Annotated in this window: 14 protein-coding genes and 1 pseudogene; 6 read left to right on the top strand and 9 right to left on the bottom strand. The window is 59.5% G+C overall.

What is annotated here, in order from left to right; genetic code table 11:
• Nucleotides 1–4: 4 nt before the first annotated feature.
• Nucleotides 5–2,860: an aminomethyl-transferring glycine dehydrogenase gene (gene gcvP / locus ACIQUS_RS05155; RefSeq protein ID WP_403043729.1), complete on the bottom strand. Its 2,856-nt coding sequence runs from the start codon at nucleotides 2,858–2,860 to the stop codon at nucleotides 5–7.
• 9 nt (nucleotides 2,861–2,869) lie between these two features.
• Nucleotides 2,870–3,253 carry a glycine cleavage system protein GcvH gene (gcvH, locus tag ACIQUS_RS05150; protein WP_403043726.1) on the bottom strand — a complete coding sequence of 128 codons (384 nt, stop codon included), beginning with the start codon at nucleotides 3,251–3,253 and terminating at the stop codon, nucleotides 2,870–2,872.
• Nucleotides 3,254–4,116: 863 nt separating this feature from the next.
• Between gcvH and ACIQUS_RS05145 the strand changes: the two genes are divergently transcribed.
• The 5 genes from ACIQUS_RS05145 (at nucleotide 4,117) to ACIQUS_RS05125 (ending at nucleotide 5,811) form a co-directional block, all read left to right on the top strand.
• On the top strand, nucleotides 4,117–4,383 hold the full coding sequence (locus ACIQUS_RS05145) for a bacteriocin immunity protein (RefSeq protein ID WP_403043724.1): 267 nt from the start codon (nucleotides 4,117–4,119) through the stop codon (nucleotides 4,381–4,383).
• A 283-nt stretch (nucleotides 4,384–4,666) separates the two neighbouring features.
• Nucleotides 4,667–4,894: a hypothetical protein gene (locus ACIQUS_RS05140; RefSeq protein ID WP_403043722.1), complete on the top strand. Its 228-nt coding sequence runs from the start codon at nucleotides 4,667–4,669 to the stop codon at nucleotides 4,892–4,894.
• Nucleotides 4,895–4,899: 5 nt separating this feature from the next.
• Nucleotides 4,900–5,163 carry a bacteriocin immunity protein gene (locus ACIQUS_RS05135; protein WP_403043719.1) on the top strand — a complete coding sequence of 88 codons (264 nt, stop codon included), beginning with the start codon at nucleotides 4,900–4,902 and terminating at the stop codon, nucleotides 5,161–5,163.
• Between the two features lie 297 nt (nucleotides 5,164–5,460).
• The gene (locus ACIQUS_RS05130; RefSeq protein ID WP_403044607.1) at nucleotides 5,461–5,544 is read left to right on the top strand and encodes a hypothetical protein; all 84 of its coding nucleotides are present in this window, start codon (nucleotides 5,461–5,463) and stop codon (nucleotides 5,542–5,544) included.
• The gene (locus ACIQUS_RS05125; RefSeq protein WP_403043717.1) at nucleotides 5,545–5,811 is read left to right on the top strand and encodes a bacteriocin immunity protein; all 267 of its coding nucleotides are present in this window, start codon (nucleotides 5,545–5,547) and stop codon (nucleotides 5,809–5,811) included.
• Between the two features lie 45 nt (nucleotides 5,812–5,856).
• Here the strand turns inward: ACIQUS_RS05125 and ACIQUS_RS05120 are convergent.
• From ACIQUS_RS05120 to arcD (ACIQUS_RS05090), 7 genes and pseudogenes are all read right to left on the bottom strand, one after another.
• Nucleotides 5,857–5,997, bottom strand: a pseudogene (locus tag ACIQUS_RS05120) (sodium/glutamate symporter); the annotation flags it as partial.
• 51 nt (nucleotides 5,998–6,048) lie between these two features.
• Entirely contained in the window at nucleotides 6,049–7,557 is a 1,509-nt protein-coding gene (locus ACIQUS_RS05115; RefSeq protein WP_403043715.1) for a sigma-54-dependent transcriptional regulator, read from the bottom strand.
• A 114-nt stretch (nucleotides 7,558–7,671) separates the two neighbouring features.
• On the bottom strand, nucleotides 7,672–8,034 hold the full coding sequence (locus tag ACIQUS_RS05110) for a DUF5064 family protein (RefSeq protein WP_403043712.1): 363 nt from the start codon (nucleotides 8,032–8,034) through the stop codon (nucleotides 7,672–7,674).
• 56 nt (nucleotides 8,035–8,090) lie between these two features.
• Nucleotides 8,091–9,023, bottom strand: coding sequence for a carbamate kinase (gene arcC, locus ACIQUS_RS05105; RefSeq protein ID WP_403043708.1), 933 nt, complete (start codon nucleotides 9,021–9,023; stop codon nucleotides 8,091–8,093).
• A gap of 47 nt (nucleotides 9,024–9,070) precedes the next feature.
• Entirely contained in the window at nucleotides 9,071–10,081 is a 1,011-nt protein-coding gene (locus tag ACIQUS_RS05100; RefSeq protein ID WP_403043705.1) for an ornithine carbamoyltransferase, read from the bottom strand.
• Nucleotides 10,082–10,157: 76 nt separating this feature from the next.
• Nucleotides 10,158–11,414 (bottom strand): arginine deiminase, encoded by a 1,257-nt coding sequence (gene arcA / locus ACIQUS_RS05095; RefSeq protein ID WP_403043703.1) that lies wholly within the window; start codon nucleotides 11,412–11,414, stop codon nucleotides 10,158–10,160.
• 34 nt (nucleotides 11,415–11,448) lie between these two features.
• Complete coding sequence (gene arcD / locus ACIQUS_RS05090; RefSeq protein WP_403043700.1) at nucleotides 11,449–12,876, bottom strand: arginine-ornithine antiporter; 1,428 nt, start codon at nucleotides 12,874–12,876, stop codon at nucleotides 11,449–11,451.
• A 440-nt stretch (nucleotides 12,877–13,316) separates the two neighbouring features.
• Between arcD (ACIQUS_RS05090) and arcD (ACIQUS_RS05085) the strand changes: the two genes are divergently transcribed.
• Complete coding sequence (gene arcD, locus ACIQUS_RS05085) at nucleotides 13,317–14,744, top strand: arginine-ornithine antiporter (RefSeq protein WP_403043697.1); 1,428 nt, start codon at nucleotides 13,317–13,319, stop codon at nucleotides 14,742–14,744.
• Nucleotides 14,745–14,784 lie beyond the last annotated feature (40 nt).

Raw genomic sequence — 14,784 nt, 5'->3', positions numbered from 1 at the left:
GGCCTCACGCGTCTTGGTAGCTCTCGATCGACGGGCAGGCGCAGACCAGATTGCGGTCACCGAAGACGTTGTCGACCCGGCCGACCGGTGGCCAGTACTTGCCTTCGACCAGGGTGGCCAGCGGGTACACCGCCTGCTCGCGGCTGTACGGATGGCTCCATTGTCCGGCGATTTCCGCGGCGGTGTGCGGCGCGTTCTTCAGCGGGTTGTCGTCCTTGTCCAGGCTGCCGTTTTCCACCGCGCGAATCTCTTCGCGGATGCGGATCATCGCGTCGCAGAAACGGTCCAGTTCTTCCTTGGATTCGCTTTCGGTCGGCTCGATCATCAAGGTCCCGGCCACCGGGAACGACATGGTCGGGGCGTGGAAGCCAAAGTCGATCAGGCGCTTGGCCACGTCGTCGACGCTGATGCCGCTGCTGTCCTTGATCGGACGCAGGTCGAGGATGCACTCGTGTGCCACCAGGCCGTTGCTGCCGGTGTACAACACAGGATAGTGCTCTTCCAGACGGCGGGCGATGTAGTTGGCGTTGAGGATCGCCATCTGCGAGGCACGCTTCAGGCCGGCGCCACCCATCATACGAATGTACATCCAGGTGATCGGCAGGATGCTTGCGCTGCCGAACGGTGCGGCACAGACCGCGCCCTGTTTGTTTTCCATGTGTGCGTGACCTGGCAGGAACGGCGCCAGGTGCGACTTGACGCCGATCGGGCCGACGCCCGGGCCGCCACCGCCGTGCGGGATGCAGAAGGTCTTGTGCAGGTTCAGGTGCGAAACGTCGCCGCCGAACTTGCCGGGAGCGCAAAGGCCGACCATGGCGTTCATGTTGGCGCCGTCGATGTACACCTGGCCGCCGTTGTCATGGATGATCGCGCAGATCTCGCCGATGGCTTCCTCGAACACGCCGTGGGTCGACGGATAGGTGATCATCAGCGCGGCGAGGTGTTCGCGGTGCTCGATGGCCTTGGCCCGCAGGTCGTCGATGTCGACGTTGCCGCGCTCGTCACAAGCGGTAACCACCACGCGCATACCGGCCATGTGGGCGGTGGCCGGGTTGGTGCCGTGGGCCGAGGACGGGATCAGGCAGATGTCGCGGCGCGATTCGCCACGGCTCTGGTGGTAGGCGCGGATGGCCAAGAGGCCTGCGTACTCGCCCTGGGAACCCGCGTTGGGCTGCAGCGACACGGCGTCATAGCCGGTGGCGGCGCAGAGCATCGCTTCCAGTTCCGAGGTCAGTTGCTGGTAGCCCTGGCTCTGATCGACCGGTGCGAAGGGGTGCAGGTTGCCGAATTCGGCCCAGGTCACCGGGATCATTTCGCTGGCGGCGTTGAGCTTCATGGTGCACGAGCCCAGCGGGATCATGGTGCGGTCCAGTGCCAGGTCCTTGTCGGCCAGGCGGCGCAGGTAGCGCATCAGTTCGGTTTCGCTGTGGTAGCGATTGAACACCGGGTGCTCGAGGATTGCCGATTGGCGCAGCAGGGTGGCCGGCAGGTGCGACTCGACCGAGGCGGCGAGGGCGGCGAAGTCCGGGATGGCCTTGCCGTCGGCGAACAGTGCCCACAGGGTTTCGACGTCCGCCTGGCGGCTGGTTTCGTCCAGCGACAGGCCCAGGCGCTGAGCATCGATCTGACGCAGGTTCAGTTGTTGTGCCCGTGCCTTGTCGTGCAGCGCAGCAGTGCTGGCGCCGGTGGTCAGGGTCAGGGTATCGAAGAAGGCTGCGCCCTCGACGGTGACGCCCAGGGTTTTCAGGCCGTGGGCCAGGATCGCGGTCAGGCGGTGGGTGCGTTCGGCGATCTGCTTCAGGCCCTGAGGGCCGTGGTACACGGCGTACATGCTGGCGATGTTGGCCAGCAGAACCTGGGCGGTGCAGATGTTGCTGGTGGCTTTCTCGCGGCGGATGTGCTGCTCGCGGGTCTGCATGGCCAGGCGCAGGGCGGTCTTGCGGAAGCGGTCGATCGACACGCCGACCAGGCGGCCCGGCATGTCGCGCTTGAACGCGTCACGGGTGGAGAAGTACGCCGCGTGCGGGCCACCGAAGCCCAGCGGTACACCGAAGCGCTGGGCACTGCCGATAGCCACGTCGGCACCGAATTCGCCAGGCGGGGTCAGCAGGGTCAGGGCCAGCAGGTCGGCGGCCACGGCCACCAGGGCGTTGGCGGCGTGGAAACGCTCGACCAGCTCGCGGTAGTCGAAGACTTCACCGTTGCTGGCAGGGTACTGCAGCAGGGCGCCGAAGAAGGCACTGACGTCGCCCAGTTCGCGCTCATCGCCGACCACTACGTCGATGCCCAGGGGTTCGGCACGGGTACGCAGCACGTCGAGGGTCTGCGGATGGCAATGCACGGACGCGAAGAAGGCGTGGCTGCCCTTGTTCTTGCTCAGGCGCTTGCAGAAGGTCATGGCTTCGGCAGCGGCGGTGGCTTCGTCGAGCAGCGAGGCGTTGGCGATCGGCAGGCCGGTGAGGTCGCTGATCATCGTCTGGAAGTTCAGCAGCGCTTCCAGGCGGCCCTGGGAGATTTCTGGCTGGTACGGGGTGTAGGCGGTGTACCAGGCCGGGTTTTCCAGCAGGTTGCGCAGGATCGGTGCCGGGGTGTGGCAGTTGTAGTAGCCCTGGCCAATGAAGCTCTTGAACAGCTGGTTGTTGCCGGCGATGGCTTTGAGCGAAGCCAGGGCATCGGCTTCGCTTTGCCCGGCGCCCAGTTCCAGGACGCTGGTGCCCTTGATGCTGTCGGGGATGACGGCGGCGCTCATGGCCTCCAGGGAGTCGAAGCCCAGGGTGGCGAGCATCTGTTGTTCGTCCGCCTGGCGTGGGCCGATGTGACGGGCGATGAATTCGTTGGCAGTGCCGAGGTTGATGGTCATGGCAGGTCCTCAGGCGTCAGCGTTGGCTTTGATCAGGCGGTCGTAGGCGTCCTGGTCGAGCAGTTGCGCGACGGCGCCGGCGTCGGCCGGGATGAAACGGAAGAACCAGCCTTCGCCCAGCGGGTCTTCGTTGACCAGCTCCGGGCTGTCGTTGAGGCTGTCGTTGACCGCTACCACTTCACCGCTCAGGGGCATGTAGACGCCGCTGGCCGCCTTCACCGATTCGACGGTCGCGGCTTCGGCAGCTTGCTCGTACTGCTGCAGCTCAGGCAGTTGCACGTAGACCACATCGCCAAGGGCGTTCTGGGCGAAGGCGGTGATCCCGACGGTGACGCTGCCATCGGCTTCGGTACGCAGCCATTCGTGATCTTCGGTGAAACGCAACTCGCTCATGGGGAATCCTCAGGAAGCAGGGGTGTTGGCGCGGTAGAGCCGCGCTCTTGATGAGGATTTCATAAGCAATAATGTGGCCAGAATAAAAAATGTCTTTTATTTCAATAGCTTATTGGTTTTTCAGAAAGGCATTAGCAAATCATTGGAACGAAAACGATACAGCTGACAAGACGAGGAAAAAAGAATGGAGGATCAAACCCTTGCGTAGACGCATGCCAAGCGGCGTGTACTTAAATCAATACAGTGTAACGAATTCGGTACAAGGCCTTTCCGGGCCAGCCCGGGAGTAGGCTGCTCAATGGGTTGGCTGGCGCCGAACATTGGCAACGCCAGCTACAGCTTGATCACGATGGCGTTGATTGATCAAAAAAACCTGGCCATCGGCACCAGCAGGAAGTCAATCTGCAATGCCCCGTAGAAATCGAGTTCAAACAGCAGGCAGGCGCTTTGTTATAGGAGGCTAACGCATACCCGCTCAATGTAGTTTGAATTCTTGCAATATATAGGTCAGTGGTTTTTAGATTTTCGGTTAAGGCCGATATATTCATGACAGTTTTTTTGTTGCGGGCTCGTAGGAGCTTTCTATTTTTCTTGTACTGACATCCACTCTCCAGTCAACGGGCTTAGTCTAAGTTTGCCAGCGCGGCCATGGCGTATAAATTCACTCGCTTCGAAACTTGTCAGGCGATATTGGTCACCGTGTGAGCAGTGTTCTCGAGCATGGAACTTATAGTGACGTATACAAATGGCATGGTGGTGTCGCTGAGCCCAGCGAATAATATTCAAGGAGATCTTCATGGCCAGTGCCTCTGCTTCCGCTCGCGCCACCAAAATTTCATTTGAAGATACACCGGATGGGCTAGATGAATAAAAGTGTTTCTGATTATACTGAAGGCGAGTTTCTTGAGTTTTTGAAAGGTATCGCTAGTGTGGATTCTGCGCTATATCCTTCGGAGCGCTCGCACACAAATGCAATATTGGAGTTCGAGCGTCTGACCCAGCACCCACTAGGCTCTGATTTGCTGTATTACCCTACTAAACATGGTCTTGCTGACTCTTTGGGTGAAGTGATTATGGTCGTCAAGCGCTGGCGAGCCGAACAGGGCTTGCCAGGGTTCAAGGACTCTTAATGCTCTATTTTTGATGAGTTAAATAGCACTCTAAAAATAATGTCGGTCATTCGTTTTTTCATTTCCACACTCTGTTCACGCATCAGTGAAGCTCAATAGCGGCACCGCTTTGACCATTTTAAAAGGTGGCTCTGGAGATCTCAGAGCCACGTCAATTCTGGCGAAGCTAAGTGATTGCAGGCAATTTGCTCGTTGACGGCAGTGAACAGGGGGCTGGCATCTCGGCTCAGTTTGCCAGCGAGCATGCGTGGCATGCATTTCAGCACTTTTGGGCGAGTTCTGGATGCTGGTTGCCAATAGCGAACAGTTTGCAGGCCAGTTCGATCATGCTGATCTCATCATGATGCGACGAGGATTGGCACCGCTCGCACTTCCCAACGAACGTGTAGGTCGTAGGGTAAAGTACGAGATTCACCACAAGCAAAGAATTGCAGAAGGTGGGGGCGTCTATGATTTAGATAATATGATAATTTTATCGCCAAAATTTCACATTGAGGCTCGCAAAGGTTAATGGTCATGGAAAAAATATCAGACAATACAGAGGCGGATTTTTTTGAATTTGTTAACTCAATTTATCATGCCGACCCTAAAATTTTTCCCAATGAACGTACGCACACCAAGGCAATTTTAGAGTTTGAGCGATTGGTTGAACATCCACTAGGCGCCAGCCTGATTTATCATCCAACCAGATATGGCCTGAAAGATGGCCCTGAGGAATTAGTAAGGGTGGTTAAAGAATGGAGGGTTGAGCAAGGCCTTCCAGGTTTCAAGGTCGAGTAATCAGCCGAGTTATTAACTAAGCCTTTGACAGTCGAAGTGTTATCGCTAGGATTTGTACGAAAAGTGCATGCACCCATTTTTGTAGGAGTGGCGGTGCGACGACTCGACTCGTCCCGCGATCGAGTGCGAAGCGATCGCAAACCGGCCTCCCGGTTGTATGAGGCACTCCGTGTAGCCAGGGATTGCTGCCGCGTTGCGGCAGATCGCGGGACGAGTCGAGTCGTCGCACCGCCACTCCTACAGGACTTTTCGTACAAATGCTAGAATTAAGTATGAAATTCATCATAAGCAAAAATTGTGGATGGTGGCGCCGTGTACGATGTAGATAATATGGTTATATTGTCACCAAAATTTCATTTGAAGATGCACCGGAGGGGTTAGGTGAGTAAAAATATTTCTGATTATACGGAAGGTGAATTTTTGATTTTTTTGAATTCTATCGTCACCGTGGACTCTACTGTTTATCCGTCGGAACGTGCACATACTCAAGCTATTCTCGAGTTCAAACGATTGACTCAGCATCCCCTAGGGTCTGATCTTCTATATTATCCGGCTAAACACGGATTGGATGGTTCTTTGGAGGAGGTAATAAGGGTGGTGAAACAGTGGCGAGCGGAGCAGGGGCTGGTGGGGTTCAAGGACTCTTAATACTCTATTTTTGATGAGTTAATTTGCGACGAACAATGGCAGAGCCTACAGCTTGATCACGATGACATTGATGATGTCGATGAAGAACGCCCTCACCATCGGCACCACTAGGAAGGCAATTTGCGAAAGCCCGTAGCGCTGGGTGACGGCTTGCATGTTGGCGATGGCCGTTGGTTTGACGCCCAGCCTTCAGTGGATCTTTACGGGCGCGGATCAAATGGATCCGTGCAGTAACTATCAGCCTTTGCTTGGAATACCGTACTTGCGCAAGCGCTGGGCAATCGCGGTATGTGAGGTTTGCAAGCGCCCCGCCAGCTGCCGCGTCGAGGGGTAGCTGGCGTACAAGCGCTGCAACAGCTCCCGCTCGAAATCGCCGACGGCCTGGTCCAGGCTCGCCACTTCGCCATCCTGCCCGTGCGCCACGGAGGTGCCGGCGATGTCCAGGTCGCCGATATCCACCACCGTGCTTTCGCAGATGGCTGCGGCGCGGAAGATCACATTCTGCAACTGGCGCACATTGCCCGGCCAGTGGTTGGCCAGCAGCGCCGCATGGGTGGCAGGCGCCAGCCGGCACTGTGGTCGCTGGATCTGCGTGCAGGCCTGCTGCATGAAGTAATGCGCCAGCAGCAGGATGTCCTGGCCGCGCTCGCGCAGGGGCGGCACTTGCAGGTTAAGCACATTGAGGCGGTAGAACAGGTCTTCACGGAAGGTGCCGTCGGTCACCATCTGCTCAAGGTTACGGTGGGTAGCGCTGAGGATGCGCACATTGACCTTGACCTCGCGGTCGCCACCGACGCGGCGGAAGCTGCCGTCATTGAGAAAACGCAGCAGCTTGGCCTGCAAGTAGGGCGACATCTCGCCGATCTCGTCGAGAAACACCGTGCCCTGGTTGGCCAGTTCCATCAACCCCGGCTTGCCACCGCGCTGGGCGCCGGTGAAGGCGCCGGGGGCGTAGCCGAACAGTTCGCTTTCGGCGAGGTTTTCCGGCAGGGCCGCACAGTTCAGGGCCAGGAAGGGCGCGGCATGGCGGCTGCTGATGGCGTGACAGGCGCGGGCCACCAGTTCCTTGCCGGTGCCGGTTTCGCCATTGATCAGCAACGGTGCATCCAGGGCGGCTACCCGCAGGGCACGGGCCTTGAGGGTGCGGATCGGTGGCGAGTCGCCGAGCAGGGCGTCGAAGCCTTCGGCATGGTCATGGTGCAGGGCCGAGAGCCGTTCGCCCATGCGGTTCGGCGGGTACAGGGTCAGCAGGCCACCGGCGTTGGTGATCGGCGTGGCGTCGAGCAGCAGGCTCTGGCCATTGAGCTGCATCTCCCGCATCGGCAGGTGGAAGCCGTTGTCCTGCAGGGTCTGGAGCAACCCGGGATCGCCGAACAGCTCGCCCACCGAGCGGCCCGCCGACTCGCGTCCGCACAGGTCGATCAGGGCCGGGTTGGCCAGCAGTACGGTGCCAGCGCTGTCGACGGCCAGCACCGGGTCGCTCATGGCGGCGAGCAGGGCATCGAGTTGCAGGTGGCGGCGCTGGCCGGGGAGGATGTCGACGACTTCCACCGATTGCACACCCTGTACATCGAACAGGGCGTCGTGCAGCTCTTCGAGTACGGCCGGGCTCAGGGTCGGGGCGTCGATGTAGACGTTGGGCGGCACCATTTCCACGGCGTCCAGGTTGAGATTGCGGGCACCGAGCAGGGCGAGCACTTCCTGGGTGATACCGACGCGGTCGATGAAACTGACGTGGATGCGCATGGGAGGGATGGATTCAAGGCTGCCGAAACGGCCAAGTATGCCCTAAATCGCGGGGCAAGCCCGCTCCCACTGCATCGGTAGGAGCGGGCTTGTCCCGCGATGGGCTCCGAGTGATTACTCGAAATGTTCTGGCTTGATCGGGTCGCCGGATTTCATGTTCAGCTGTACACGAATATCTTCGAACATCAGGTCGTAGTGCTTGTGCACCGAACCGATGTTGCTCAGGTGTTTGGGAATGCCGTACTGCTCAGCGATTTTTGTCACATTGCTGGCGAAGTTGTAGGCCTCTTCCTTGGGCAGGAAGAAGGTTTCATTCATGGCTTTTCCCTGAATCGACCCATGCATCTTGAACTGAATACCTTTGCCTTTGCTCGGGTCTGAGGCAACCTCATAGTCGAGGTTAATGTCGTAACTGACATCGGTCGGGGTCAGCGCATGGCGCTCGATGTGCAGGTGACCGGGGGTAAACATGGCCATGGCGGGCTCCTCTGGAAGGTTGAAACGGGCGGACCTGCAGATCCGCCCGACTGCAATCAACGGTAGCTGATTCCAGGTTTGGCTGTACTGACGCGCGTGCCTTTGGTGCCGTTGACGATGCCTTCGATATTCTCCAGCGAACCGATCACGGCGACCTTCCCGGTTTTACGCGCAAACTCGCAGGCTGCCTGGACTTTCGGGCCCATGGAGCCCGCAGCGAAGCCCAGCCGCTCCAGTTCGTCCGGGTGCGCTTCGGCGACCGCTTTCTGAGTGGGTTTACCCCAGTCAATATAAGCCCCGTCAACGTCGGTGGCGATGACCAGCAGATCGGACTCCAGCTGCTCAGCCAGCAACGACGAGCAGAGGTCTTTGTCGATGACCGCCTCGACGCCACTGAGCACCTTTCCGGACGCATCGTATTTGGTCGGAATGCCGCCACCACCTGCGCAGATCACAACGGTTTTGTTTTCCAGCAACCATTTGATCGGACGGATCTCGAAGATGCGCTTGGGTTTCGGGCTGGCGACCACGCGGCGGAACTTGTCGCCGTCGGCCTTGACGACCCAGCCTTTTTCCTTGGCCAGGCGCTCGGCTTCCTCTTTGCTGTAAACCGGACCGATGAACTTGGTCGGGTCCTTGAAGGCCGGGTCGTTGGCGTCCACTTCAACCTGGGTCAGCAAGGTAGCGAACGGCACTTCGAAGGCCAGCAGGTTACCCAGCTCTTGCTCGATGATGTAGCCGATCATGCCTTCGGTTTCAGCCCCGAGGACGTCCAGCGGGTAGGCTTCGTCTGGCTTGTAGGATTGCGCCTGAAGCGACAGCAAGCCAACTTGCGGGCCATTGCCGTGGGCGATGACCAGTTCGTTGCCAGGGTGAATCTTGGCGATCTGTTCGGCGGCGGTGCGGATATTGGCGCGCTGATTGTCCGCAGTCATGGGTTCGCCACGGCGCAGCAGGGCGTTGCCGCCCAATGCAACAACGATACGCATGATGATGTCCTTCTAGAGGGGGCCGGCCAGGCCGGCCCCGGGGATACTTACAGGTCGGCCAGGGTCGAGACCAGGATCGCCTTGATGGTGTGCATGCGGTTTTCCGCTTGCTCGAAGGCGATGCAGGCTGGCGACTCGAACACGTCATCGGTGACTTCGATGCCGTTCTTCAGGTTCGGATACTGTTCGGCGATCTGCTTGCCGACCTTGGTGTCGGAGTTGTGGAAGGCTGGCAGGCAGTGCATGAACTTGGTCCGTGGGTTACCAGTGGCCTTCATCAGCTCGGCGTTGACCTGGTACGGCAGCAGTTGCTGGATGCGTTCGCCCCAGGCTTCGACCGGCTCACCCATGGAAACCCAGACGTCGGTATGGACGAAGTCCACGCCCTTGACCGCGGCTTTCGGGTCTTCGGTCAGGGTGATGCGTGCGCCGCTTTCTTCCGCGTATTTCTTGCAGCGCTCGACCAGGTCGTCATGGGGCCACAGGGCTTTCGGTGCGGCGATGCGCACGTCCATGCCGAGCTTGGCGCCGATCAGCAGCAGGGAGTTACCCATGTTGTTGCGCGCGTCGCCCAGATAGGCGTAGCTGATGTCGTGCAGCGGCTTGTCGCTGTTCTCACGCATGGTCAGCACGTCGGCGATCATCTGGGTCGGGTGGTATTCATCGGTCAGGCCGTTGAACACTGGCACACCGGCGAACTTGGCCAGCTCTTCGACGATTTCCTGCTTGAAGCCACGGTACTCGATGGCGTCGTACATGCGGCCCAGGACCCGTGCGGTGTCCTTCATGCTTTCCTTGTGGCCGATCTGCGAGGAGTTGGGGTCGATGTAGGTGACGTTGGCGCCCTGGTCGTAGGCAGCCACTTCGAAGGCGCAACGGGTGCGGGTCGAGGTTTTCTCGAAGATCAACGCAATGTTGTTGCCTTTGAGGTGCTGCTGCTCGGTGCCGGTGTACTTGGCACGTTTCAGGTCGCGGGACAGGTCCAGCAGGTAACGCAGCTCGCGGGTGGTGTGGTGTTCCAGGCTGAGCAGGTTACGGTTGTGAATGTTGAACGCCATGATGATTGTCCTGTTCTGGTGAACGGAAAGGGGGATCGCTCCGGCTGCCCCTCTGGAGCAGCCGGATGATGGTCGTTTAGTAGTCGATAGGGTCGCGAACGATCGGGCAGGTCATGCAGTGACCGCCGCCGCGACCACGGCCCAGCTCGCCGGCGCTGATGGTGATGACTTCTACACCGGCCTTGCGCAGCAGGGTGTTGGTGTAGGTGTTGCGGTCATAGCCGATGACCACGCCTGGCTCCACGGCCACGACGTTGTTACCGTCATCCCACTGTTCGCGTTCGGCGGCGAAGCTGTTGCCGCCAGTTTCGACGACGCGCAGTTTCTTCAGGTTGAGGGACTCGGCCACCACGTCGATGAACGATTTGTTCTCGCGGCGCACGTCCATGCCGTAAGGCTTGCTGCTGTCCGGACGAATGACGAATGGCACGATTTCCTTGACCACTTCCGGGAAGACCGTAACCAGGTCGCGGTCGCAGAAGCTGAACACGGTGTCCAGGTGCATCGCTGCACGGGACTTTGGCAGACCGGCTACGACGACTTTTTCGACTGCGCCTTTGGCGAACAGCGATTGAGCCAGCTGAGCGATAGCCTGACGCGAGGTGCGCTCGCCCATGCCGATCAGTACCACGCCATTGCCGATCGGCATGACGTCACCGCCTTCGAGGGTGGCTTTGCCATGGTCCTTGTCCGGATCGCCGTACCAGACTTCAAATTCGGCACCGGTGAATTCCGGGTGGAACTTGTAGATGGCGGTGGTCAGCAGGGTTTCCTGACGTCGCGCTGGCCAGTACATCGGGTTCAGGGTCACGCCGCCGTAGATCCAGCAGGTGGTGTCACGGGTGAACTGGGTGTTGGGCAGTGGGTCGAGCAGGAAGCTGGAGTGGCCCAGGTAGTCACGGTACATCTTGATGACGCTGGCGCCTTCGCTGTCTGGCAGGTCTTCACCGGCCACGCCGCCGATCAGGAACTCGGCCAGCTTGCGGGGCTCCAGGCCTTCGAGCCAGCTGCGCACTTCATTGCCCAGGCCGATACCGACGGTGTCGGGGGTGATCTTGCGATCGAGAATCCATTTCAGCGCGTCAGGTTGCGCAACGATATCGGTGAGCAGGTTGTGCATTTCCAGCACTTCGATGCCGCGCTCACGCATTTTGGTGACGAAATCGAAGTGGTCACGCTTGGCCTGGTTGACCCAGATGACGTCGTCGAACAGCAGCTCATCGCAGTTGCTCGGCGTCAGGCGCTGGTGCGCAAGGCCGGGGGAGCAGACCATCACTTTACGCAGTTTGCCGGCTTCGGAATGTACGCCGTACTTAACTTTTTCCGTGGACATGGTTCATTTCCTCCAAGTTTCGAATACGGGGGGGTTACAGGGTCAGGAAGCCGTCGTACAAGCCATAGGCAGCCACCAGGGCGCCAATGACTACGGCGGCGAAGAGCAACTTCTCCACGTTGGTAAAAATCGGTTGGCCGACCTCGCGCTTGGCCTTGGCGAACAGGATCACGCCAGGGGCATAGAGCAGGGCCGAGAGCAGCAGGTATTTGACGCCACCGGCATACAGCAGCCAGATCGCGTAGATCAGGGCGATGCCGCCGATGATCAGGTCTTTCTTGCGTTCGGCCAGGGCTTGTTCATAGGTTTCGCTGCGCCATGCCAGCAGGAAGGCATAGGCCGCCGACCACAGGTAAGGCACCAGGATCATCGAGGTGGCGAGGTAGATCAGCGACAGGTAGGTACTGGCCGAGAACAGGGTGATGACCAGGAAGATCTGCACCATGGCGTTGGTCAGCCACAGCGCGTTGGCCGGTACATGGTTGGCGTTCTCGCGGCGCAGGAACTCCGGCATGGTGTGGTCTTTGGCGGCGGCGAACATGATCTCGGCGCACAGCAGTACCCAGGACAGCAGGGCACCGAGCAGCGAGATGATCAGGCCGACGCTGATCAGTACCGCACCCCAGTGACCGACCACGTGCTCGAGCACGGCGGCCATCGACGGGTTCTGCAGTTTGGCCAGTTCAGGCTGAGTCATGATGCCCAGCGACAGTACGTTGACCAGCACCAGGAACAGCAGCACGGTGATGAAGCCGATGACCGTTGCCTTGCCCACGTCAGAGCGTTTTTCTGCCCGGGCCGAGAAGATGCTCGCGCCTTCGATACCGATGAACACCCAGACAGTGACCAGCATCATGTTGCGCACCTGGTTCATCACACTGCCCAGGTCCGGGTTCATCGTGCCCCAGATGTCAGCGGTGAAGATGTCCAGTTTGAAGGCGAACAGGGCGATCAGGATGAACAACGCCAGCGGCACAACCTTGGCCACGGTGGTGATCAGGTTGATGAACGCCGCTTCCTTGATGCCGCGCAGTACCAGAAAGTGCACGGCCCATAGCAGTACCGAGGCACCGATGATGGCGGCCGGGGTGTTGCCCTCGCCGAAGATCGGGAAGAAATAGCCCAGGGTGCTGAACAACAGGACGAAGTAGCCGACGTTGCCGAGCCAGGCACTGATCCAGTAGCCCCAGGCCGACGAGAAGCCCATGTAGTCACCGAATCCGGCCTTGGCGTAGGCGTACACCCCGCCGTCCAGATCCGGCTTGCGGTTGGCCAGGGTCTGGAACACGAACGCCAGGGTCAGCATACCGATGGCGGTGATGCCCCAACCGATCAGAACAGCGCCGACATCGGCACTGGCAGCCATGTTTTGCGGCAGCGAAAAGATCCCGCCGCCGATCATCGAGCCGACTACAAGTGCAACCAGCGCACCGAGCCGTAGTTTTCCGGGAGCGTCTGACATTGAATAACTCCGTACCAGGAGAAGAGATGTGGCCAGATTAATTCCGGCAACGTATTCATATGCTGATTCAGATCAGTTCATAGGGCATTCCATTGCAAATCAGTCACTGAAAGAGCCTCCCGGAGCATGCCGACGGCGATACTGCAAGCCTTGAACGCAGGCACCTCCATGGTGTTTTAGAGCAAACGCTCTGTCAGGCTGCGAGAATTGAAGCTAGTCCGTTTCACAGGATTATCAAATTTTTGACGAGAATTTTTCTTATTTGCTTGAAGTCGCTGGAAGAACGCACAAAACTCACCAATTAGTTCGTCATGGCATAGACGTCATAGTTATGATGGCTATCATCCTAAAGACGTAATATTTATAAACGCCGACGCCAGGTATATATTTAATTCAGGGTGTACCGCCAAGGTTACAAAGACGAGACAAAGGGGATCTGCATGTCCGAACCTGGACAGAAACTGCGCCTGGGGGCGTTGATCGCGCTGGTGGTCGGCTCGATGATCGGTGGTGGGATTTTCTCCCTGCCACAGAACATGGCCGCCCGCGCCGATGTGGGGGCGGTGCTGATCGGCTGGGGGATCACGGCGGTGGGCATGCTGGCCCTGGCCTTCGTGTTCCAGACCCTGGCCAACCGCAAGCCCGAGCTCGACTCGGGGGTGTACGCCTACGCCAAGGCCGGTTTTGGCGACTACATGGGCTTCTCGTCGGCCTGGGGCTACTGGATCAGCGCCTGGCTGGGCAACGTCGGCTACTTCGTGTTGCTGTTCAGCACCCTGGGTTTCTACGTTCCGGTGTTCGGCGAGGGCAACACGCCGATCGCCATTGCCTGCGCCTCATTGCTGCTGTGGGCGGTGCATTTTCTGGTGCTGCGCGGGATCAAGGAGGCGGCGTTCATCAACCAGGTGACCACCGTGGCCAAGATCGTGCCGCTGGTGATGTTCATCGTCATTGCGGCGGTGGCCTTTCGCGCCGATATCTTCACCCGCGACATCTGGGGGCTGGGCAATCCGCAATTTGGCAGCGTGCTCGACCAGGTGCGCAACATGATGCTGGTGACGGTGTTCGTGTTCATCGGCATCGAGGGCGCCAGCGTCTACTCCGGCCGGGCGCAGCAGCGCTCGGATGTGGGCAAGGCCACGGTGATCGGCTTTATCGGCGTGCTGGCCTTGCTGGTGCTGGTCAACGTGCTGTCGCTGGGGGTGATGACCCAGCCGGAGCTGGCGGCCTTGCAGAACCCGTCGCTGGCCTCGGTGCTGGAGCACATCGTCGGCCCCTGGGGGGCATTGCTGATCAGTATCGGCCTGGCGATCTCGCTGCTCGGTGCCTTGCTGTCCTGGGCCTTGCTCTGCGCCGAGATCCTGTTCGCCACCGCCCGCGACCAGACCATGCCGCGATTTCTGGCGCGGGAAAACGCCAACCACGTGCCGGCCAACGCCCTGTGGCTGACCAACTGCATGATCCAGCTGTTCCTGCTGATTACCCTGTTCTCGGCCGGCACTTACACCAGCCTGATCTACCTGGCGTCGTCGATGATCCTGGTGCCCTACCTGTGGTCGGCGGCCTATGCGGTGCTGCTGGCGGTGCGTGGGGAAACCTATGGCGGGTCTGCCGGGGCGCGGCGCAAGGACCTGATGATTGCCGGGGTCGCGTTGGTCTATGCGATCTGGCTGCTGTACGCCGGTGGCCTGAAGTACCTGCTGCTGTCGGCGCTGTTGTATGCGCCTGGGGTGATCCTCTTCGCCCGCGCCAAGCACGAGCAGGGCCAGACCTTGTTCACCCACTGGGAGAAGCTGATCTTCGCGGCGGTGCTGGTGGGGGCGGGGGTGGCGGCGTACAGCCTGTACAGCGGCCTGTTGACCCTGTAGACGGCATCGCGGGGCAAGTTGGGTCGCCCCGCGATCGCTC

It is taken from the genome of Pseudomonas sp. NPDC090755 (assembly GCF_044769005.1).
In the GTDB taxonomy this organism is placed as follows: domain Bacteria; phylum Pseudomonadota; class Gammaproteobacteria; order Pseudomonadales; family Pseudomonadaceae; genus Aquipseudomonas.
The sequence above is the reverse complement of the archived record's forward strand: the minus strand, read 5'-3'. Positions and strand labels throughout refer to the sequence as shown.